General features: G+C 58.3%; 20 protein-coding genes. All 20 read left to right on the forward strand.

All coding sequences use genetic code 11. From position 1 onward, the window contains the following. Position 1 precedes the first annotated feature (1 nt). The 20 genes from rsgA to OCV69_RS01390 all read left to right on the forward strand — a co-directional run bounded on the left by rsgA (position 2) and on the right by OCV69_RS01390 (position 19561). Positions 2 to 880 (forward strand): ribosome small subunit-dependent GTPase A, encoded by an 879-nt coding sequence (gene rsgA / locus OCV69_RS01295; protein ID WP_158357054.1) that lies wholly within the window; start codon positions 2 to 4, stop codon positions 878 to 880. Between the two features lies 1 nt (position 881). Next, a complete protein-coding gene (gene rpe / locus OCV69_RS01300; protein WP_158357055.1) occupies positions 882 to 1547 on the forward strand; it encodes a ribulose-phosphate 3-epimerase in 666 nt (221 codons plus the stop codon). Between the two features lie 5 nt (positions 1548 to 1552). Further along, on the forward strand, positions 1553 to 2239 hold the full coding sequence (locus OCV69_RS01305; RefSeq protein WP_158357056.1) for a thiamine diphosphokinase: 687 nt from the start codon (positions 1553 to 1555) through the stop codon (positions 2237 to 2239). 72 nt (positions 2240 to 2311) lie between these two features. Continuing rightward, positions 2312 to 3157, forward strand: coding sequence for a pyridoxamine kinase (locus OCV69_RS01310; protein WP_022273662.1), 846 nt, complete (start codon positions 2312 to 2314; stop codon positions 3155 to 3157). 106 nt (positions 3158 to 3263) lie between these two features. Then, complete coding sequence (gene serS / locus OCV69_RS01315; RefSeq protein WP_158357057.1) at positions 3264 to 4544, forward strand: serine--tRNA ligase; 1281 nt, start codon at positions 3264 to 3266, stop codon at positions 4542 to 4544. A 93-nt stretch (positions 4545 to 4637) separates the two neighbouring features. After that, positions 4638 to 5468, forward strand: coding sequence for a zinc dependent phospholipase C family protein (locus tag OCV69_RS01320; protein ID WP_022273660.1), 831 nt, complete (start codon positions 4638 to 4640; stop codon positions 5466 to 5468). After that, a complete protein-coding gene (gene apgM, locus OCV69_RS01325) occupies positions 5465 to 6676 on the forward strand; it encodes a BPG-independent phosphoglycerate mutase family protein (protein WP_158357058.1) in 1212 nt (403 codons plus the stop codon). The genes OCV69_RS01320 and apgM overlap by 4 nt, the downstream gene beginning before the upstream one ends. 7 nt (positions 6677 to 6683) lie before the next feature. Further along, entirely contained in the window at positions 6684 to 7382 is a 699-nt protein-coding gene (gene cobI, locus OCV69_RS01330; RefSeq protein ID WP_158357059.1) for a precorrin-2 C(20)-methyltransferase, read from the forward strand. After that, positions 7379 to 8269 (forward strand): hydroxymethylbilane synthase, encoded by an 891-nt coding sequence (gene hemC, locus OCV69_RS01335; protein ID WP_158357060.1) that lies wholly within the window; start codon positions 7379 to 7381, stop codon positions 8267 to 8269. The genes cobI and hemC overlap by 4 nt, the downstream gene beginning before the upstream one ends. Positions 8270 to 8273: 4 nt before the next feature. Beyond that, positions 8274 to 9788, forward strand: coding sequence for a uroporphyrinogen-III C-methyltransferase (cobA, locus tag OCV69_RS01340; RefSeq protein WP_416782428.1), 1515 nt, complete (start codon positions 8274 to 8276; stop codon positions 9786 to 9788). Further along, entirely contained in the window at positions 9769 to 10956 is a 1188-nt protein-coding gene (gene cbiD / locus OCV69_RS01345) for a cobalt-precorrin-5B (C(1))-methyltransferase CbiD (RefSeq protein ID WP_262562916.1), read from the forward strand. The genes cobA and cbiD overlap by 20 nt, the downstream gene beginning before the upstream one ends. Positions 10957 to 10969: 13 nt before the next feature. Then, a complete protein-coding gene (locus tag OCV69_RS01350; protein ID WP_158357062.1) occupies positions 10970 to 11431 on the forward strand; it encodes a GAF domain-containing protein in 462 nt (153 codons plus the stop codon). 22 nt (positions 11432 to 11453) lie between these two features. Continuing rightward, positions 11454 to 12269, forward strand: coding sequence for an MBL fold metallo-hydrolase (locus OCV69_RS01355; RefSeq protein WP_158357063.1), 816 nt, complete (start codon positions 11454 to 11456; stop codon positions 12267 to 12269). 24 nt (positions 12270 to 12293) lie between these two features. Continuing rightward, positions 12294 to 12701 (forward strand): C-GCAxxG-C-C family protein, encoded by a 408-nt coding sequence (locus OCV69_RS01360; protein WP_022273651.1) that lies wholly within the window; start codon positions 12294 to 12296, stop codon positions 12699 to 12701. Between the two features lie 14 nt (positions 12702 to 12715). Beyond that, entirely contained in the window at positions 12716 to 13486 is a 771-nt protein-coding gene (gene cobM, locus OCV69_RS01365) for a precorrin-4 C(11)-methyltransferase (protein WP_158357064.1), read from the forward strand. Next, complete coding sequence (gene cobJ / locus OCV69_RS01370; RefSeq protein ID WP_158357065.1) at positions 13483 to 14211, forward strand: precorrin-3B C(17)-methyltransferase; 729 nt, start codon at positions 13483 to 13485, stop codon at positions 14209 to 14211. The genes cobM and cobJ overlap by 4 nt, the downstream gene beginning before the upstream one ends. Next, on the forward strand, positions 14208 to 16235 hold the full coding sequence (cobK, locus tag OCV69_RS01375) for a precorrin-6A reductase (protein WP_158357066.1): 2028 nt from the start codon (positions 14208 to 14210) through the stop codon (positions 16233 to 16235). Before cobJ ends, cobK begins: the two co-directional genes overlap by 4 nt. Continuing rightward, the gene (locus tag OCV69_RS01380; protein WP_158357067.1) at positions 16235 to 17635 is read left to right on the forward strand and encodes a cobyrinate a,c-diamide synthase; all 1401 of its coding nucleotides are present in this window, start codon (positions 16235 to 16237) and stop codon (positions 17633 to 17635) included. Before cobK ends, OCV69_RS01380 begins: the two co-directional genes overlap by 1 nt. Positions 17636 to 17648: 13 nt before the next feature. Next, the gene (cobT, locus tag OCV69_RS01385) at positions 17649 to 18809 is read left to right on the forward strand and encodes a nicotinate-nucleotide--dimethylbenzimidazole phosphoribosyltransferase (protein WP_158357068.1); all 1161 of its coding nucleotides are present in this window, start codon (positions 17649 to 17651) and stop codon (positions 18807 to 18809) included. Then, positions 18806 to 19561: an adenosylcobinamide-GDP ribazoletransferase gene (locus OCV69_RS01390; protein ID WP_158357069.1), complete on the forward strand. Its 756-nt coding sequence runs from the start codon at positions 18806 to 18808 to the stop codon at positions 19559 to 19561. The genes cobT and OCV69_RS01390 overlap by 4 nt, the downstream gene beginning before the upstream one ends. Positions 19562 to 19568: the final 7 nt, after the last annotated feature.

Raw genomic sequence — 19568 nt, forward strand, 5'->3', positions numbered from 1 at the left:
CATGAGAGGAAAGATCATAAAAGGGATTGCCGGGTTTTACTACGTCCATGATGGAATCTCCCAGGTGTACGAATGTAAAGCCAAGGGCGTATTCCGTAGCAGAAAGATAAAGCCCCTGGTGGGGGATGATGTGGAATTTACAGTTCTGGATGAAAAGGAACAGACCGGAAACATCACAGACATCCTGGAACGGAAAAACGAGCTGATCCGCCCGGCGGTGGCAAACATCGACCAGACCATGATCGTTTTTGCGGTGACGGATCCGGAGCCAAATTTAAATCTCCTGGACCGGTTCCTGGTGACCATGGAAATGCAGGGAGTGCCTGCGGTCATCTGCTTTAATAAGATGGACCTGGGAACCGGTGAAAGGGAGCGGGAGCTCAGGCAGATCTATGAGGCCGCCGGTTACTCAGTCTATTTTACCAGCGCCAACGACAAAGAGAGCGTGAGCATGGTCCGGGAGCTCCTTAAGGGAAAGACCACAGCCCTGGCGGGACCGTCGGGAGTGGGGAAATCCTCCCTGACCAACCAGATCCAGCCGGAGGCTGCCATGGAGACCGGGGCCATCAGCGAAAAGATCCGCCGGGGCCGTCATACCACCAGGCATTCAGAGCTGTTTTTTGTGGAGCCGGAAACCTTCGTCATGGATACTCCCGGTTTCAGCTCTATTTATGTGGAGTCCCTGAAGCCAGAGGAGCTTTCGGGATATTTTCCTGAATTTGAGGATTTTGTGCCGGACTGCCGGTTCCTGGGCTGCGTCCATGTGGGCGAACGGGAGTGCGGCGTCAAGGAGGCCGTAAAGGAAGGAAAGCTGGCCGTCTCCCGGTATGAAAATTACCGGCTGATCTATGAAGAACTAAAGAATAAAAGGAGATATTAATATGTATATCTTAGCGCCATCCATACTGGCAGCCGATTTTTCCAGGCTGGGAGAGGAAGTAAGGACCGTAGCCGATGCGGGAGCGGAGTATATCCATCTGGATGTCATGGACGGGGCTTTTGTGCCCAGCATTTCCTTTGGAATGCCGGTGATCCAGAAGCTGCGGCCAGTGACAGACAAGGTGTTCGATGTTCATATGATGGTGGAGGAGCCGGGCCGGTACGTGGCTGATATAAAAAAGGCCGGAGCCGATCTGATCTGCGTCCACCAGGAGGCCTGCCGCCATCTGGACCGGACTCTGAACCAGATCCGGGAGTGCGGCTGCAAGGCGGCTGTGGCTCTGAACCCGGCGACACCGGTGGAGACCCTCTCCTGCGTTTTAAAGGAAGCCGATATGTTCCTTATCATGTCAGTGAACCCGGGCTTCGGGGGCCAGAAGTTCATCCCCTATACCCTGAAAAAAATAAGGAAGCTCCGGGCTATGCTCAATGAAGCCGGGCTTTCCACGGATATCCAGGTGGATGGAGGGATCTCCGCCGCCAACGTGCGGGACGTTCTGGATGCGGGAGCCAACGTGATCGTGGCCGGTTCCGCTGTGTTTAAAAACGATGCGGCGGCCAATACCCGGGAATTTCTGGAGATCTTTTCCCGGTACCAGGAACGGTGAAGCAGATGAAGCGCTGTCTTATGGTCACCGGCGGCCCCCTGGACCTGTCCTTTGGAAGACGGTTCCTTTTGGGGCGCACCTATGATCTTGTGATCGCCGTGGACGCGGGCCTGGCTGCCTGCGAGGCCCTGGGCCTTTGTCCGGATCTTCTGGTGGGGGATTTTGATACCCTGGGAAGGGAGCACCTCCTGGAATACCAGGAACGCTCTGGTGTAAGGGCAGACGTCCATCAGCCGGAAAAGGATGAGACGGATACGGAGCTGGCCTTCCGGGACGCCCTGGAGGCCGGCTGTGTCCTTGTGGATATGCTGGGAGCCACGGGAGGCCGCCTGGATCATGAGCTGTCCAACATCCAGCTCCTGGCCCAGGGGAGGAAAAAGGGCCTCCGGGTGACCATTTACGACGCCTTTAATAAGATCTTCCTGGCGGATGCAGAGCTGGATCTCCAGGTGGTATTTGAAAGGGAGGATCTTTACGGAAGGTATGTCTCTTTCCTTCCGGTGACGGAGACCGTAAAGGGGATCACACTTACGGGGTTTAAATATCCCTTAAAGGAAAAGGATATCTCCATCCTGGAAAATCCAAGTCTCTGTATCAGCAACGAGGTACTGGAGGAAAAGGCGGTGCTGACCTTCCGGTCCGGACTCCTTTTATGCGTGGAGTCCAGGGACAGGGAGACTGGACTGGTTTAAAAACCCTAAACTGGATATTCAGAACGATCCACTTCGGGAGTATCATGGGGAAAAAAGAAGGAAAACGCAATCATGGAAACATTTACACACAAACAGAAAAAGATCGCAGTGATCAATGATCTGTCCGGATATGGCCGCTGTTCTCTTACAGTGGCTCTTCCCATTTTATCGGCCATGGGCCATCAGGCCTGTCCTGTGCCCACGGCCATCCTGTCCAGCCACACAGAATTTCCCGTGTATTTTTTTGACGATTATACGGAAAAAATGCAGGACTATGCAGATAAATGGGTGCAGCTGGGCCTGTCCTTTGACGGTATCGCCACAGGGTTTTTAGGCTCTGAAAAGCAGATCGCCATGGTCATCGACATGGTGGAGCGCTTAAGCGGAGATGATACGCTGGTGCTGGTGGATCCGGTCATGGGGGACCATGGCCGTCTTTATGCCACCTATACGGAGGAAATGTGCGAGGAAATGAAGCTCCTGGTGAGCCGGGCGGATGTGGCGACCCCCAATGTGACGGAGGCCTGTATCCTTACGGGAACGCCCTATAAGGACAAGGGCTGGACCAGAAAGGAGCTCCTTAACATGGCCATGATGCTGCGGCTCATGGGAGCCAGATCCGTGGTCATCACCGGAGTCCGGGAGGGAAATTTTTATACCAACGTGGTCCTGGACCGGGGCATGGACGCGCCCTCCTTTGTGAAGGTGAAATGCGCCGGCGGCCAGAGACCGGGAACCGGAGACGTGTTCGCGTCGGTAGCAGCCGGGGCGCTGTTAAGGGGGGCCTCCTTAAAGGAAGCGGTGGAGCAGGCGGCCAGGTTTGTAAAGGACTGCATCCATATTTCAGACGAGCTGGATATCCCCCATGCCAACGGAGTCTGCTTTGAGGAAATTCTGGGGAAACTGGTGAAAAAATAGAATGCCCCTTCCTTTTCACAGTAATTTGTGGTATATTTGGACATAAGCGTAAAATTGCGTCCATGTTCGGATGCGGGAGATAAATCAGCAGAAGGAGACAGTCAGTATGTTAGATTTGAGATTCGTCAGAGAAAACCCGGAGATCGTTAAACAGAATATCCGGAATAAATTCCAGGATTCCAAGCTGCCACTGGTGGACGAAGTGATCGCCCTGGACGAAGAAAACAGAAAAGTAAAGAAAGAGGCCGATGACCTGAGAGCCAGCAGAAACAAGATCTCCAAGCAGATCGGAGCTCTGATGGGCCAGGGAAAGAAGGAAGAGGCCGAGGAAGTGAAGAAGCAGGTGACAGAAGCCTCTGATCATCTGGCAGAGCTGGAGGAGAAGGAGAAGGATCTGGAAGCCAGGATCAAAAAGATCATGATGACCATTCCCAATATCATCGATCCCAGCGTTCCCATCGGAAAAGACGATTCCGAGAATGTGGAGGTCCAGAAATACGGAGAGCCGGTGGTCCCGGATTTTGAGATCCCGTACCATACGGAGATCATGGAGAAATTTAACGGCATTGATCTGGATTCCGCAAGAAGAGTGGCTGGAAACGGCTTCTACTATTTAATGGGAGACATCGCAAGGCTTCACTCCGCAGTGATCTCCTATGCCAGGGACTTTATGATCGGCCGGGGCTTCACCTACTGTGTACCGCCGTTCATGATCCGCAGCGACGTGGTCACCGGCGTTATGAGCTTTGCTGAAATGGACGCCATGATGTATAAGATCGAGGGCGAGGACCTGTATCTGATCGGTACCAGCGAGCACTCCATGATCGGAAAATTCATCGACACCATCATTCCCGAGGAGGAGCTCCCCAAGACCCTCACCAGCTATTCTCCCTGCTTCCGTAAAGAAAAGGGAGCCCATGGCATCGAGGAGAGAGGCGTTTACCGGATCCATCAGTTTGAAAAGCAGGAAATGATCGTGGTATGCCATCCCGATGAGTCGAAGAAATGGTTCGATGTTCTGTGGCAGAATACCGTGGACCTGTTCCGTTCCCTGGATATTCCGGTGCGTACCTTAGAGTGCTGCTCCGGCGACCTGGCAGACTTAAAGGTAAAATCTGTGGACGTGGAGGCATGGTCTCCGAGACAGAAGAAGTATTTTGAGGTGGGAAGCTGCTCCAACTTAGGAGACGCCCAGGCCAGAAGACTGCGGATCCGTGTTAACGGCGCAGACGGAAAGAAATACTTTGCCCATACCCTCAACAACACTGTGGTGGCTCCGCCGAGAATGCTCATCGCGTTCCTGGAGAATAACCTGCAGGCCGACGGCTCTGTAAGGATTCCGGAAGCCCTTCAGCCGTATATGGGCGGAATGAAAGTAATTAAATAAGGAAGTAAACGGGGCTGTTGCAAAAGAGTGGTTTCTGGGCTTTCCTTTTGCAGCGGCCCCTTTCAGAATAGATCTAAGAAAGGGGTGTTCCATATGCCGGCAGCATTTGCCCATGATCTGTTTGGACGTCTGGTTTACAGGAAGCTGGATCCGGGGATCCGGAGGGCGGTCCGGAGGGAAAAGGACTGCTTTTATCTGGGGCTTTTTGGGCCGGACATCCTGTTCTTTTACCGTTCATTAAATGATAACCGGATCGTCCATAAGGGCTTCTGGCTCCACGAGGAGCCGGCCCGGGTGCTGTTTTTCCATGGCATAAAGGCCTGGGAAAAGGAGAAGGATCCGGAAAAAAAGGCAGCCATCGAGGCGTACCTGCTGGGCTTTGCCTGTCATTTCGCCCTGGATCACAGCCTTCATGAATATGTAAACCATACGGATGACAGCACCATTTTCACTCACGGAGAGATCGAGACAGAGCTGGACCGGAGGCTCCTGGTCCGGGAAGGGATGACGCCCCTGCGGGCAGATGTGACCTCCCATGTGAAAAACACCTCCATGACCAGGCTGGCCGCCTCCCGGGTCCTTTCGGAAAGCCGGGAGACCGTGGGGGAGTGCATCATGAGCTTCAAGGCGGCCATGCGGATCTTTGTTAATTCCGGAGAGCTTGTCAAGACGTTCATATGCCTGGGACTGCGGGCTGCGGGCCATTACGACCAGGTCCACGGCATGCTGATGCGGAGACGGCCGGTCCGGGGTCTAAAGACCGTGGCCGATTACCTGGAGCTGGAATTTTATAAAACAGTCCCCTTTGGAGTACGGATGGTGACGGAGCTTTACCGGGCCCTGGAGGAGGGAACGGAGCTTCCCAGGGAATATAAGGGAAACTTTGAGGGAACCGTCTTCGGCAAAGGACCGGTGCGCTGGTGAAATACGCAGTGATCCTGGGAGACGGGATGGCAGACCTGCCGGAAGCCTGTCCCGGAGGGAGAACGCCTCTGGAGCTGGCCCGCACCCCGGTCCTTGACCGGCTCTGCGGCGGCGGAGAGACGGGCCTTGTGAGGACCGTGCCGGAGGGGATGGCTCCCGGAAGCGATACGGCAAACCTCTCGATCCTGGGATACGAAGGAAAACGGTATTACCGTGGCCGGGCGTCCCTGGAGGCCCTGGCCCTGGGGATCTGCCTGGGAGTTCATGACCTGGCATTCCGCTGCGATCTGACGGGTCTTTCGGGAGACGGCCCGGCATTTGAAGAAATGCAGATGGGAGGTCCGGGGGCCCTGGCGGGAAAAGAAGAAGAGGCTTACATATCCGTAAAGGAGGCCATGGGAAAAGAGTCTGCCCTGTCTCTGGTCCCGGGAAGAAACGGGAAGTGCCTCCTTTTGTGGAAGGACGGGCTCTTAAAGTCCCCTGGCCTCATGAATGATGCCGCAGGCGGCTGTGGGCTTGTTCCGCCCCATGAGATGATGGGAAAACGGATCGGGGATTTTCTGCCGGAGCAGAGAGCGCTAAGGAAGTTTTCCGAGGACAGTTATCTGGCGCTAAGGGCAAGGTTTCCCCGGGAGCGCGCCTGCTTCTGGCTCTGGGGTACCGGGACCGCCTGTGAGCTGCCGGATTTTTCTGAAAAGACCGGACTTTCCGGAGCAGCAGTCACTGCCACGGGCGTCATCAAAGGACTGGCCCTGGCCGCAGGACTTAAGCTCCTTTCCGTGCCCGGGGCCGATGGAAGCCTGGATACGGATTATGGAGGAAAGGCCCGGGCGGCCTTAAAGGCGCTTCTGGAGGCGGGAATGGATTTCTGCTATGTGCATCTGGAGGCCCCGGACGCGGCCGGGCATAAGGGGAGCTTCGAGGAAAAGATCCGGGCCATTGAAAATCTGGACCGGCTGGTGGCCGGGCCCATTTACCAGGGGTTAAAAGAAAGCGGAGAGGAGTTCCGGATCCTGGTACTGCCGGACCACGCGACCCCGGCAGCGCTTAAGATCCACACGGCAGGGCCGGTGCCGTATCTTCTTTACGACAGCCGGAGGAAGGCGGTAAGGTCCCGTCCATATTGTGAAAAGGAAGCTGAAAAAACAGGGATCCTGGTTCCGGAGGGCCAACGGCTCCTGGACCGGTTCCTTTTTAAAGGAGTATAAAGAAGTTATGGCTGGAAAGATATACGGTGTCGGAGTGGGCCCGGGGGATCCGGAGCTTCTGACCATAAAAGCTGCAAGGCTCATAAAAAACGCCGGAGTCATCGGGATCCCGGCGGAGCATAAGGAGACCTGTAAGGCCTACCAGATCGCCGCCGGAGCGGTGGAGGAGATCCGGGAAAAAGAAGTGGTCCCGTTTCCATTTCTCATGACCAGGGATCCGGAACGGTTAAAGGAGAGCCATGACCGCCTGGCAGAAAAGGCCGCAGGATACCTGGACCAGGGCCGGGATCTGGTATTCCTTACCCTGGGAGACCCGGCCGTCTACTCTACATACATGTATCTGCACAGGCGGCTCACTGCCATGGGCTATGAGGCAGAGATCGTAAGCGGGGTCACCTCCTTCTGTGCGGCGGCAGCCAGGCTGTCTGTGAGCCTGGGGGATGGCAGTACGCCCATCCATATCCTTCCGGGCTCCTTTCCCCTGGAGGAGGGGCTTTCCCTCCCCGGCACCCGGGTGCTAATGAAATCCGGAAAACAGATGGGAGCCGTGAAAAAGGCCCTGGTCTCCGGGGAGTATGAGGTTTTGATGGCAGAAAACTGCGGGATGGAAGGGGAACGGCTCATTGGCCGGGCCCAGGATATCCCGGAGGACGCCGGGTATTATTCCCTGGTGATCGTGAAGGAGAAAGGAGAGACCGGCCGTTGAATAAGGAAAAAAAGGTGATCCGCCTGGGAACCAGGAAAAGCCCTCTGGCCATGGCCCAGGCCAGATTAGCGGCGGAGGCCATTGAACGGGCTTTTCCGGAGCTTACGGCGGAGCTGGTCCCCATTGTGACCAGAGGCGACCGGATCCTGGACCGGCCTCTGGTGGAATTTGGCGGAAAGGGAGCGTTTATCTCAGAATTTGAAAGGGCCCTTCTGGAGGGACGCATCGACGGAGCGGTCCACAGCGCCAAGGACATGCCGGAGGAGCTGGCTAAGGGATTGGTCATTGCGGCAGCGCTTCCCAGGGAGGACGCCGGAGACGTGCTGGTGACTGTAAAGGGAAGGCCGCTTCCGGACGGGCCGCTTCTGGTGGGGACCGGAAGCCCCCGCCGCCAGGTGCAGATCCGGGAGATGAGGAACGCCCGCTGCGCCCTTTTACGGGGAAATATCCAGACAAGGCTCAATAAGCTCCGGGAGGGAGAGTATGACGCCATCCTTCTGGCAGCGGCGGGATTAAAGCGTATGGGCCTGCTTTCAGACCCGGAGTTTTCGTTTGAACGGCTGCCGGAGAAAGAATTCATCCCAGCCGGAGGCCAGGGGATCATCGCGGTGGAAAGCCGGGAGCATACGGAATTTTCCCATGTGTTTGCGGCCATCAACGATCCAGCTGCCTTCCGGTCCCTGGCGGCAGAGCGGCTGGTATTAAAGCGCCTGGGAGCCGGATGCACCGGGGCCGTGGGCGTATACAGCTATTCAGAAAATGGCAGCTTCCACATAAAGCTCATGAAGGGGACGGAGAACGGGATCCTGCGCCGGGAGATCTCCGGAGCGCCTGAGGAATATGAGGCCCTGGCTGCGGCGGTTACGGAGGGACTGGATCATGAATAAGGGGATGGTATTTCTGGTGGGAGCCGGACCAGGCGATCCGGGGCTTCTGACCCTCCGGGGAAAAGAGCTTCTGGAAACAGCGGAGGTCCTGGTCTACGACCGGCTGGCCTCCCGGGAGTTTTTGGAGCTGGTACCGGCGGGCTGCGAAAAGATTTATGTGGGCAAAGAATCTGGCCGTCACAGCAGGACCCAGGAGGAGATCAACGGGATCCTGGTGGAGTGGGCGTTAAAGGGAAAGCGGGTGATCCGTTTGAAGGGCGGAGATCCCTTTGTCTTTGGCCGGGGCGGAGAGGAGATCCATAGCCTCTCTGCCCATGGGATCCCCTATGAGGTGGTCCCCGGCGTGACGTCGGCCATTGCGGCCCTTTCCCACGCCGGGATCCCGGTGACCCACCGTGGGGTAGGCCAGAGCTTCCATGTGATCACAGGCCATACGGCGGTGGGAGCCGGAGACGGGGACAGTCTTACCGGAGGCTTTGACCAGTACGCCCGCCTTCCGGGGACCCTCATTTTTCTCATGGGTCTCTCTAACCTGGAAAAGATCGTGGAAAATCTTATAAAATACGGAAAGGATCCCCGGACTCCGGCGGCGGTGGTCACCAACGGGACCCTGCCGGACAGCCGGTGCGTCCGGGCGGCGCTTTCGTCTCTTCCAGAGGCTGTACGAAGGGCTGGTCTGAAACCGCCGGGGATCATCGTGGTGGGCCCGGTGGCCGCTTTTTCCATGACCTGTAAAAAAGAGCTTCCCCTAAGCGGAGCCCTGGTGGGGATCACCGGGACGGACGGCATGTGGAACAAGCTTTCAGAAAAGCTTGTATCCCAGGGAGCGTCGGTGGTCCGGGCAGGAATCTCCAGGATCGTACCGTTAAATAAAGAGGGACTGTCCGGGCACCTGGACCGGCTGGATCAGGTCTCCTGGATCGTCTTTACCAGCACCAACGGCGTCCGGATCTTTTTTGAGGCCATGAGGGAGGGCCGGATGGATCTCAGGGCCCTGGGCCATGTGAAATTTGCCGTGGTGGGCAGCGGCACCGGAAAGGCCCTGGAGGAGCAGGGCTTTTTCCCGGACTATATGCCGGAGGAATATACCACAGAGGCCCTGGCCCGGGGGCTCTTAAGCCGGATCCGTCCCGGAGAATCTGTGCTGATCCCCAGGGCCAGAATGGGCTCCCCCATCCTGAGGGAGGCATTGTGCCAGGGGGGGATCTCTGTCCTGGATGTTCCTGTCTACGACGTGGAGGCGGAGCCAGTGGGCAGGGAAGCGCTTTCGGAGCTTTCCAGGCTCCATTACCTTACCTTTGAAAGCGGTTCCGGCGTCCGTGGCTTTTTTGGAGAGCTTGCGGATGAAAAAAGAAGGCTCCTGGAAACAGGTCCCTGCCCGGTGTGCATCGGGAAGGCCACGGCGGAGGCCTTAAGCGCCTTTGGGATCCGGCGCATGAAGATCGCCAGGGACTATACGGCCGACGGCCTTTTATCAGCAATTCTTGAGGACTGGGACCATGGAAGCTCTCGTTTATAAGGATAAAAAAATGCTGAGGCGGGGGTATACCACCGGCACCTGCGCGGCCCTGGCAGCCCAGGGAGCCGTCTCCTTCCTGATCTCTGGCATATGGCCGGAAACGGCGGAGCTTATGACCCCGGCGGGCCAGATGGTGCGGGTCCCGCTGATGGAGAAAAAAGCAGGGAACGGCGCCGCCTCCTGTGCAGTAAAAAAGGACGCCGGGGATGATCCCGATGTGACCGATGGCCTTCTGGTCTTTGCCCAGGCCCGGTTCCTGCCGGAAAACACAGGGAATGCCCGGGTGATCATTGACGGAGGAGAAGGCGTGGGCCGGGTGACAAAGGCAGGCCTGGACCAGCCGGTGGGAGCGGCGGCCATCAATTCCGTTCCCCGGAGGATGATCGAGACTGCTGTTGCAGAGGTCTTAGAGGAGGCCGGGCTGGACCGGACAGTGAAGATCCTGATCTTTGTTCCCGGAGGAGAGAAGACGGCGGAAAAGACCTTTAATCCAGTTCTTGGGATCACCGGGGGGATCTCGATCCTGGGCACCAGCGGCATTGTGGAGCCCATGAGCGAGGAAGCCCTCATAGAGACCATCCGGGCCCATATGCAGGTGCTGCGGTCTGAGGGAAGACGGTTTGCAGCCGCTGTGCCCGGAAACATGGGGGAGAGGTTCCTCTGGTCCTATCTGGAGCGGGAGGGGATCGGAAAAATACCGGCGGTGGTGTGCAGCAATTTTGTGGGCAGGACCCTGGATATGGCCGGAGAGCTGGGCTTTTCCGGTCTTCTCCTGGCGGGCCACCTGGGAAAGCTGGTGAAGCTGGGCTGCGGCATCATGAACACCCATTCAAAGGAAGGGGACGGCCGGATGGAGACGCTTGTGGCCTGCGCCCTGCGGGCCGGAGCCGGGACTGGAACGTTAAAAAGGATCCAGGAGGCCAATACGACGGAGCAGGCCCTGGAGGAGCTTAAGGCGGCCGGTATCCTTAAGGAGACCATGGGAGCGCTTCTGGAGCGCATGGACTGGTATATGAGGCGGCGGGTCCCGGAGACCCTGGAAACGGGCATCCTGGTATTCGACGCCGCAGGAACGCTCCTGGGAGCCACTGAAAACGCCCGGGATCTCCTTGTGCTGGCTGCCGGAGAGGAGCCGGCGGGAGAAGACGGGCCGGATAATGGAATATAAAAAGGAGAGGACTATGACGGATTATACGCTTTTAAGGGACCAGCTCCTGGCCCTGGCAGAGGATGTGGAGTATGAGATCACAAATCTCTCCAACGCCTCTGCGCTTTTATACCACAGCCTGGAGGGGCTCAACTGGGCCGGATTTTATCTGTGGAGGGACGGGAGCCTGATCCTGGGGCCGTTCCAGGGAAAACCGGCCTGTACCAGGATCCTGCCGGGCCGCGGCGTCTGCGGAACGGCGGCAGAAAAGGACCAGACGGTGCGGGTGGAGGACGTCCACCAGTTTCCCGGACATATTGCATGTGACTGCGCCTCCAATTCCGAGATCGTGATCCCGCTCCATAGAAACGGTGAACTTTACGGCGTCCTGGATATGGACAGCCCAAGGCTGGGACGGTTTACAAAAGAGGACCAGAGGGGGCTGGAGCTGTTCTGCCGGGCCATGGAGGAGATCCTGGAGCGGAGCCGGGACTAGAGCGCAGAAAGGGGACGTATCTATGAAAGCAAAAGTTCTGGTGGATAATATCACAAAAAACCAGTGGAAGGCCGAGTGGGGGCTTTCCATCTATATCGAATACAACGGCCACAGGATCCTCCTGGACACAGGGACCACAGAGGCCTTTGCAGAAAATGCAGACCAGATGGGGGTCCGCCTGGAGGATGTGGAGTTCGGAGTCCTGTCCCATGCCCACTATGACCATTCAGACGGCCTTGGAGAGTTCTTTAAGAGGAATCCCACGGCAAAATTTTATTTACAGAAGAGTGCAGAGGAAAACTGTTACAGCAGGAAAAATTTCCTGTTTAAGAAATACATCGGGATCCGCCGGGGATATCTGGAAACGTATAAGGACCGGATCGTCTATGCCGACGGAGACCTGGAGGTGATCCCCGGCGTGACGCTTCTTGCCCACCGGACGCCGGGCCTTGCCAGTACAGGCAAGAAGGCCGGGATGTATGTGAAGAAGAACGGCCGGTGGAAGCCTGACGATTTCTCCCACGAGCAGAGCTTGGTGTTTGATACGAAGGAGGGACTGGTGATCTTCAACAGCTGCTCCCACGGCGGCGCAGATGTGATCATCCGGGAAGCGGAGGCTGCGTTCCCTGGAAAGCAGATCTACGGCCTTATCGGCGGCTTCCACCTGTTCCGGTCCGAGGACCAGGAGGTGTGGGAGCTGGCAGACCGGATCAAAAAGACCGGGATCCGGCGGATCTGCACGGGCCACTGCACCGGGGAAAGGGCCATGGAGATCCTGAAGGAAGAGCTGGGGGACATGGCAGAGCAGATCTATACAGGGTTTGAGATCGAAGTGTAAAAATAAATCAGAGGAGAGAAAGAAATGGATACTCGGGTGGAAAAGACCATTGAAAGACATAAAAAAGGATACAACTGTGCCCAGGCGGTGGCCTGCACCTACTGCGACCTGGTGGGCGTGGACGAGGAGACCATGTTTAAGATGACAGAGGCCCTGGGCCTGGGAATGGGCTGTATGGACGGAACCTGCGGGGCTGTGGCGGGAGCCTGCATCCTGGCCGGGATGAAGCGGAGCACGGGAAATCTGGAAAAGCCCGACAGCAAGGCAGAGTCCTATAAGCTTTCCAGGGCCATCCTGGGCGGCTTTGAAAAGGCCAACGGAACGGCGATCTGCAAGGAATTAAAGGGGATCGAGACCGGCAAGGTGATCAAAAGCTGCGACGACTGTATCAAAGAGGCGGCGGCCCTGGCAGAGCAGGTGCTGTTTTCATAAAGGAGAAGGAGACCATGGTACATTTTGTGGGCGCCGGCTGCGGCGCGGCGGATCTGATCACAGTCCGGGGGGCCAGGCTGCTCTCGGAGGCGGACGTGGTGATCTATGCAGGCTCCCTGGTGAACCCGGAGCTCCTTAAGGGGACAAAGAAGGGCTGTGAGATCCATGACAGCGCCCGGATGACCCTTCCGGAGGTCCTTGGGGTCATGGAGCGGGCAGAGGCAGAGAAAAAGACCATCGTGCGGCTCCATACGGGGGATCCGTCGCTTTACGGGGCCATACGGGAACAGATGGACCGGCTGGAGGAAATGGGGATCGCCTATGACGTCTGCCCCGGAGTCAGCTCCTTTAACGGAGCCGCCGCCAGCCTGGGAGCGGAGCTGACCCTTCCGGAGGTGTCCCAGACGGTGATCATCACCCGGATGGCCGGGCGGACGGCTGTGCCGGAAAGAGAGAGCTTCCGGTCTCTGGCGGCCCATCACTCCACCATGGCGGTGTTTTTAAGCGCCGGGCTTCTGGAGGAGATGGAGGAGGAGCTTAAGGAGGCCGGGTACAGGTCGGACACTCCGGCAGCCATTGTTTATAAGGCCACATGGCCGGAGGAAAAAGCCGTCCGCTGTACGGTATCGACCCTTAAGGAAACGGCGGAGCGGGAAGGGATCCGAAAGACCGCCATGATCCTCATCGGCGACGTGCTGGGGACCAGGGAGGAAAACGGCTATGCGGACTCCAGGCTCTATGCGCCGGACTTTACCACAGGATTCAGAAAGGGGACAGACGCATGAAAAAGCTGTACGTTGTGGGCATGGGGCCGGGAGACCACGACTCCATGACCATCCGGGCGGACCGGGTCCTAAGGGAATGCGACGTTATCGTGGGCTACACGGTCTATGTGGAGTTAGCAGAGCAGTATTATCCAGAAAAGGAATTCCTGGCCACGCCCATGCGCCGGGAGACCGAGCGGTGCCGCCTGGCGTTTTCTGAGGCGTCAAAGGGCAGGACCACGGCCATGATCTGCAGCGGCGATGCCGGAGTATACGGCATGGCGGGGCTGATCCTGGAGATTGGGAGGGAATACCCGGAGGTTTCTGTGGAGATCGTTCCCGGGGTCACGGCAGCCTCCTCTGGAGCGGCGGTCCTGGGGGCTCCGCTGATGCATGATTTTGCGGTCATCAGCCTCAGCGACCTTCTGACTCCCTGGGAGACCATTGAAAAGCGGCTGCGGGCCGCGGCCATGGGAGACCTCTGTGTCTGCATCTATAATCCCTCCAGCAAAAAACGGGCCGGCTACCTGCGGCGGGCCTGTGAGATCTTAATGGAAGAAAAAAGCCCGGACACGGTCTGCGGGGCGGTGAAAAATATCGGAAGAGAGGGCGAAGAAAGCCAGGTGATGACCCTGGGGGAGCTCTCTGGCTATGAGGCGGATATGTTTACTACCGTCTTTGTGGGAAACAGCCAGACCATGGAGCTTTCCGGATCCATGGTAACGCCCAGAGGATACCGCCTATGAGCCGTCTGCCTGTAAATGATATCGGGACCGCCGCCCTGTTTGCCGGGACCACAGAGGGGAGGCTCCTGGCAGAGCGTCTGGCCGGAGGCCCGGTAAAGGTCCATGTATTTGTGGCTACGGAATACGGGGGAGAGGGTCTGCCGGAGGCAGAGAACATCCTCGTCCATGAAGGACGGATGGACCAGGAGGAGATCCGGGAGGAGCTGTCCAAGCTTTCCTGTGATCTTGTGCTGGACGCCACCCACCCCTTTGCCCGGATCGTGTCGGAAAACATAAAGGCTGCCTGCGCCGTCTGCAAGATCCCCTGTTTCCGGATCCTGCGGGAGCATACGGGGTCCTGGAGGGCGGGGGGGGCCGGAACGGAACACAGCCCTGTATTCGTGGATTCTGTGGAGGAGGCCGTGGAGTTTTTAAAGGGCACCCAGGGCCATGTGCTGGTGACCACTGGCAGCAAGGAGCTTTCTAAATATAAAGCGCTTCCGGACTGGGAGGAACGGATCTACGCCCGGGTGCTGTCCTTGCCTCAGGTGGTGTCTGACTGCGGAGATCTGGGCTTCTACGGGAATCATCTGGTGGCCATGCAGGGGCCATTTTCCGTGGAAATGAACGTGGCCATGCTCCATGCCGTGGGAGCGGCCTGGATGGTCACCAAGGAGTCTGGGACCGCCGGAGGCTTTGAGGATAAGGTATCGGCCGCCGGACAGGCCGGAGCCGGGCTCATTGTAATTGGAAGACCAAAGGAGGATGGGATCTCCCTTCGGGAGGCTCTGGAGCTTTTTGGCCTGTCCATGGACAAGAGGAAGGTATTTCTGGTGGGCATGGGACCGGGAGATCCAGGGCTTTTCACAGAGGCGGCCAGACGGGCCTTTGACGAAAGCCAGGTTCTGGCGGGAGCCGGACGGATGGCCGACGGTCTCAGGGGCTTCCAGAAGCCAGTCTTAAGGGAATATCAGCCGGAGAGGATTCTGGGCTTTTTAAAGGACCATCCAGAGTATGATACGGCGGCCGTGGCCCTGTCGGGAGACACGGGCTTTTTCAGCGGGGCCAGAGGGCTTCTGGAGGTATTCAATAGGGATGGCGGCTTTGAGGTGAAGGTGATCCCGGGGATCTCCTCCGCCGGATACTTCTTTTCCAGGATCGGAACGGGCTGGGAGGACGTCTGCTTTTTAAGCCTTCATGGCCGGGACGCTGACCTGGAGGGAGCCGTGGGGGCTCATAAACGGGTGTTCATCCTCTGCGGAGGAAGCAGTGCTTTAAAGGAGATATGTGAAAGACTTCTCCATGCGGGCCTTTCCCAGGTACGGCTCACGGTGGGAGAAAACCTCTCCCTGGCGAATGAGAGGATCTCTGAAGGGACGCCGGAGACCATGAGGGAACGGGAGGTCTCCGGGCTTACGGTGGTGCTGGCAGAAAATCCGGCGGCAGGGAGGACTCTCCCCCGGCCTCTGACCCATGGCCTTCCCGACGAGGCCTTCCTCCGTGGAAAAACACCCATGACAAAGCTGGAAGTGCGGTCCGTGTCCCTTTCAAAACTGGCTCTTACAGAAAATGCCGTGGTCTACGACGTGGGAGCCGGAACGGGCTCAGTTTCGGTGGAATGCGCCAGACTGTCCTCCGGGATCCGGGTCTTTTCCATTGAGCGGGATCCAGAGGCCCTGGAGCTGCTGGAAAAAAACCGGCAGCAGTTTTCCCTGTCCAACATGGAGATCGTGGCCGGGACTGCCCCGGAGGCCCTTGAGGAGCTTCCTGCCCCCACCCATGTGTTCATCGGCGGCAGCGGAGGCAGCATGGGCCGGATCGTGGAGACTGTACTGAGGAAAAATGGTACCACCCGGTTTGTGGCGAACCTTATTACCCCGGAATCCCTGGCTGCGGTCATGGACCTTCCCAGGGATCTTCCGGTGACAGATCCGGAGATCGTCATGGTAACAGCCGCCCGGTCGAAAAAAGCAGGAAACAGTCATCTGATGCTGGGGGCCAATCCAGTCTGGATCGTGGCGTTTTCCGGAAGGGAGGACCAGTGATGGAAAAGGTGCAGTTTCCAAGATTTATGGTAGCGGCGGAGAAAAGCGGCCAGGGAAAGACTCTCATCACCTGTGCCCTCCTGGAGCTTTTAAAGGAACAGCACCGGGTATCTGCCTTTAAGTGCGGCCCGGATTATATCGATCCCATGTTCCACCGGAGGGTGGCCGGCGTGCCCTCCTATAACCTGGACAGTTTTTTTTCCAGCCGGGAGGAGCTGATCCAGCTTCTTGGCCTCCATGGCGGGCCGGACCGCCTGGGGGTGATCGAAGGCGTCATGGGCTATTACGACGGCCTGGGCGGCAGTACGGACCGGGCCAGCTCCTATGAGGTGGCGGAGCGCACCCATACGCCGGTGATCCTGGTGGCCGACGCCCAGGGCAGAAGCTTTTCCACCCTGGCCGCTGTCCGGGGCTTTTTAAATTTCCGGCCGGACAGCCATATAAAGGGAGTCCTGTTCAACCGGCTGTCCCCCATGCTGTACCCGGCCCTTAAACGGGCGGCAGAGGAAGAGCTGGGGATCCGGGCCGTGGGCTTTGTGCCGCCGTTGGGAGAGGAGTTCCGGCTGAAAAGCCGTCACCTGGGACTTCTGCGGCCGGAGGAGATCCCAGGGTTCCGGGAGGAGATCCACAGGCTGGCTGAAGCGCTCCGGCCAGGGATCGACCTGGAAGCCATCCTGTCCATTGCAAAGGAGGCGGAACCGCTTCCGGCCCGGAGGCGGAGGCTTCCCCAGATACGGAAGGAAAACGGAGAAAAGCCGGTGATCGCCGTGGCCATGGACGAGGCTTTCTGCTTCTATTACCAGGACAATCTGGAGACCTTGGAGGCCATGAACGCAGAGCTCAGGTTCTTTTCCCCCATCCATGACGAAAAGGTGCCCGGGGAGGCCGACGGCCTTTACCTGGGAGGCGGCTATCCGGAGCTTTACGGAAAGGAGCTTTCAGAAAACGCTTCCATGCGGGCCAGCGTCCGGGAGCTCCTGGCCCAGGGGATGCCCTGCATCGCCGAATGCGGCGGATACCTGTATCTGAAGCAGGAGCTTGCGGATGCGGACGGCATCTCCTGGCCCATGTGCGGTGTGCTTCCAGGGGGAAGCCGGGACAGCGGACGGCTTTCCAGATTCGGCTACGGGATCATGACGGCCATGGGAGACAGTGTCCTGGGGTCTGTCGGGACCAGCGTTCCGGCCCACGAATTCCATCACTGGGACAGTCCGGAAAACGGAGACTGCTTTTCCTTTAAAAAGCCGGTGGGGACCCGGGAATGGTCCTGCGGCTATGGAACGGAAAGCCTTTACGCCGGATTTCCCCATCTTTATTTTTACGGCCATGAGCCGGTGCGGTTTCTGGAGCTGGCGGCCCGGCGGCGGGACGGGGAGTGCGGACGATCACATAGAACATAAGGCGGTGGCAGATATGAAAAAAATTCTGGAGATTCTTTCAGAGATCCGCCCGGCGGACCAGAAGGCCATGGAGGCGGCCAGGCTCCGGTGGAATTCAGTGGCAAAGCCCATCGGAAGCCTGGGGATCCTAGAGGAGGACATTATAAAGATCGCCGGGATCCTGGGAAGCGCAGAACGGATCCCTCTGGAAAAAAGCGCCCTGGCAGTCATGTGCGCCGACCACGGAGTGGTGGAGGAGGGCGTGACCCAGACAGGCCAGGAGGTCACCCGGATCGTGGCAGAGAATTTCACAAAAGGCCAGACCTCGGTGACCTGTATGTGCCGGGTGTCGGGAACCGACGTGTTTCCGGTGGACGTGGGCATGACAGGAGAAGGACGGCTCTGGGACGGCTCCGGCAAAGAGGCCCCGGCCCCCTTTGTGCTCTTAAACCGGAGAGCCGGAGCCGGAAGCCGGAACCTGGTGAGAGAGGCGGCCATGACCGGGGACCAGTGCGAAAGAGCGCTCCTGGCGGGGGCGTTCCTGGCCCGGGATCTGAAGCAGATGGGCTATGGGATCCTGGCCTCCGGAGAAATGGGCATCGGGAACACCACCCCGGCCAGCGCCCTGGCCTCGGTCCTTACGGGAGCCCCTCCCAGGCTGGTCACCGGACGGGGGGCCGGTCTCTCGGATCAGGGGCTTTTAAGAAAGCAGAAGGCCGTGGAGGCGGCCTGCGAGCGGTTTTTCCGGCAGTATCCCAGGTATAAGGACTTTTCCTGGGAGGCTTCCGCAGAGCCCCGGGACGCGCTCCTTCTTCTTACGGAGCTGGGAGGCTTTGATATCGCCGCCATGGCCGGACTGTTCCTGGGAGCCGCCGTGTACAGGCTTCCTGCGGTGATCGACGGCTTTATCTCATCGGCGGCGGCGCTTCTGGCGGTGCTCATGTGCCGGGACGTGAAGGACTTCCTCCTGGCCTCTCATGTCTCTTCAGAGCCTGCGGGACGTCTGGTGATGGACCAGCTGGGATTAAAGGCCCCTCTGGACTGCGGGATGCACCTGGGAGAGGGAAGCGGGGCTGTGGCCCTTCTGCCTCTTTTAAAAATGGGAGCCATGGTCTATGAAAACATGAGTACGTTTTCGGAGATCCATGTGGAATCCTATGTGGACTATGGGGCCAAAAAGGGAGGCCGGCCATGAAGGCCCTTCTGATTGCCTTTTCCATGTATTCCAGGCTCCCGGTGCCGGATTTTATCTGGGAGGAGGAGGACCGGAAAAAGGCCATGTGCTTCTTTCCCCTGGTGGGGGTCCTGGCAGGGGCCGTATTTTTCCTGGTATATCTTTTTATGGAAAGGACAGGGGCAGGGCCTCTTTTTAAGGGAGCGCTTCTGACGGCCGTGCCGCTTCTGGCAACGGGGGGCATCCATATGGACGGCTTTCTGGACACCTGTGACGCCAGGGCCTCCTGGGGAGACCGGGAGAAAAAGCTTCAGATCTTAAAGGATACCCATGCGGGGGCCTTTGCAGTCACCGGAGGCGGGCTGTACCTGCTTTTATACTGCGGCGGCTGTTCGGAGCTTCCAGTCCGGGGGGCGGCAGCTGTGTCTGCCGGATTCGTCCTGTCCAGGGCTTTGAGCGGCCTGGCGGCAGCGGTATTTCCCGGAGCCAGGGAGCACGGGATGCTGGCGGATTTCATGAAGGACTCCAGAAGACGGCTGGTGGCGGCCTCCATGGTATTTTATATGGCTGTTTCCGCCGGGGCCATGATCCTTCTGGGCGGCCTTTGCGGGGCGGCGGCGGTCCTTGGGGCCGTCCTGGCATTTTTATATTACAGGCGGATGGTGTTCCGGGAGTTCGGCGGCGTCACCGGGGACCTGGCCGGGTATTTTTTACAGCTTTGTGAGCTTTTTATGGTACTGGCGGCGGCGGTCTGCCATCTGGCGATCTCATAGACAGGAG

This window comes from Alitiscatomonas aceti (genome assembly GCF_025567195.1).
Lineage (GTDB): Bacteria > Bacillota > Clostridia > Lachnospirales > Lachnospiraceae > Alitiscatomonas > Alitiscatomonas aceti.

Bases quoted from the DNA above. Each gene is read 5' to 3' on its own strand.
- OCV69_RS01390 (WP_158357069.1), top strand. From the start codon at position 18,806: ATGAAGGCCCTTCTGATTGCCTTTTCCATGTATTCCAGGCTCCCGGTG.
- rpe (WP_158357055.1), top strand. From the start codon at position 882: ATGTATATCTTAGCGCCATCCATACTGGCAGCCGATTTTTCCAGGCTG.
- cobK (WP_158357066.1), top strand. From the start codon at position 14,208: ATGAGCCGTCTGCCTGTAAATGATATCGGGACCGCCGCCCTGTTTGCC.
- OCV69_RS01355 (WP_158357063.1), top strand. From the start codon at position 11,454: ATGAAAGCAAAAGTTCTGGTGGATAATATCACAAAAAACCAGTGGAAG.
- OCV69_RS01305 (WP_158357056.1), top strand. From the start codon at position 1,553: ATGAAGCGCTGTCTTATGGTCACCGGCGGCCCCCTGGACCTGTCCTTT.
- OCV69_RS01310 (WP_022273662.1), top strand. From the start codon at position 2,312: ATGGAAACATTTACACACAAACAGAAAAAGATCGCAGTGATCAATGAT.
- cobI (WP_158357059.1), top strand. From the start codon at position 6,684: ATGGCTGGAAAGATATACGGTGTCGGAGTGGGCCCGGGGGATCCGGAG.
- cobM (WP_158357064.1), top strand. From the start codon at position 12,716: ATGGTACATTTTGTGGGCGCCGGCTGCGGCGCGGCGGATCTGATCACA.
- OCV69_RS01380 (WP_158357067.1), top strand. From the start codon at position 16,235: ATGGAAAAGGTGCAGTTTCCAAGATTTATGGTAGCGGCGGAGAAAAGC.
- cobA (WP_416782428.1), top strand. From the start codon at position 8,274: ATGGTATTTCTGGTGGGAGCCGGACCAGGCGATCCGGGGCTTCTGACC.
- OCV69_RS01350 (WP_158357062.1), top strand. From the start codon at position 10,970: ATGACGGATTATACGCTTTTAAGGGACCAGCTCCTGGCCCTGGCAGAG.
- cobT (WP_158357068.1), top strand. From the start codon at position 17,649: ATGAAAAAAATTCTGGAGATTCTTTCAGAGATCCGCCCGGCGGACCAG.
- cobJ (WP_158357065.1), top strand. From the start codon at position 13,483: ATGAAAAAGCTGTACGTTGTGGGCATGGGGCCGGGAGACCACGACTCC.
- rsgA (WP_158357054.1), top strand. From the start codon at position 2: ATGAGAGGAAAGATCATAAAAGGGATTGCCGGGTTTTACTACGTCCAT.
- OCV69_RS01360 (WP_022273651.1), top strand. From the start codon at position 12,294: ATGGATACTCGGGTGGAAAAGACCATTGAAAGACATAAAAAAGGATAC.
- OCV69_RS01320 (WP_022273660.1), top strand. From the start codon at position 4,638: ATGCCGGCAGCATTTGCCCATGATCTGTTTGGACGTCTGGTTTACAGG.
- cbiD (WP_262562916.1), top strand. From the start codon at position 9,769: ATGGAAGCTCTCGTTTATAAGGATAAAAAAATGCTGAGGCGGGGGTAT.
- serS (WP_158357057.1), top strand. From the start codon at position 3,264: ATGTTAGATTTGAGATTCGTCAGAGAAAACCCGGAGATCGTTAAACAG.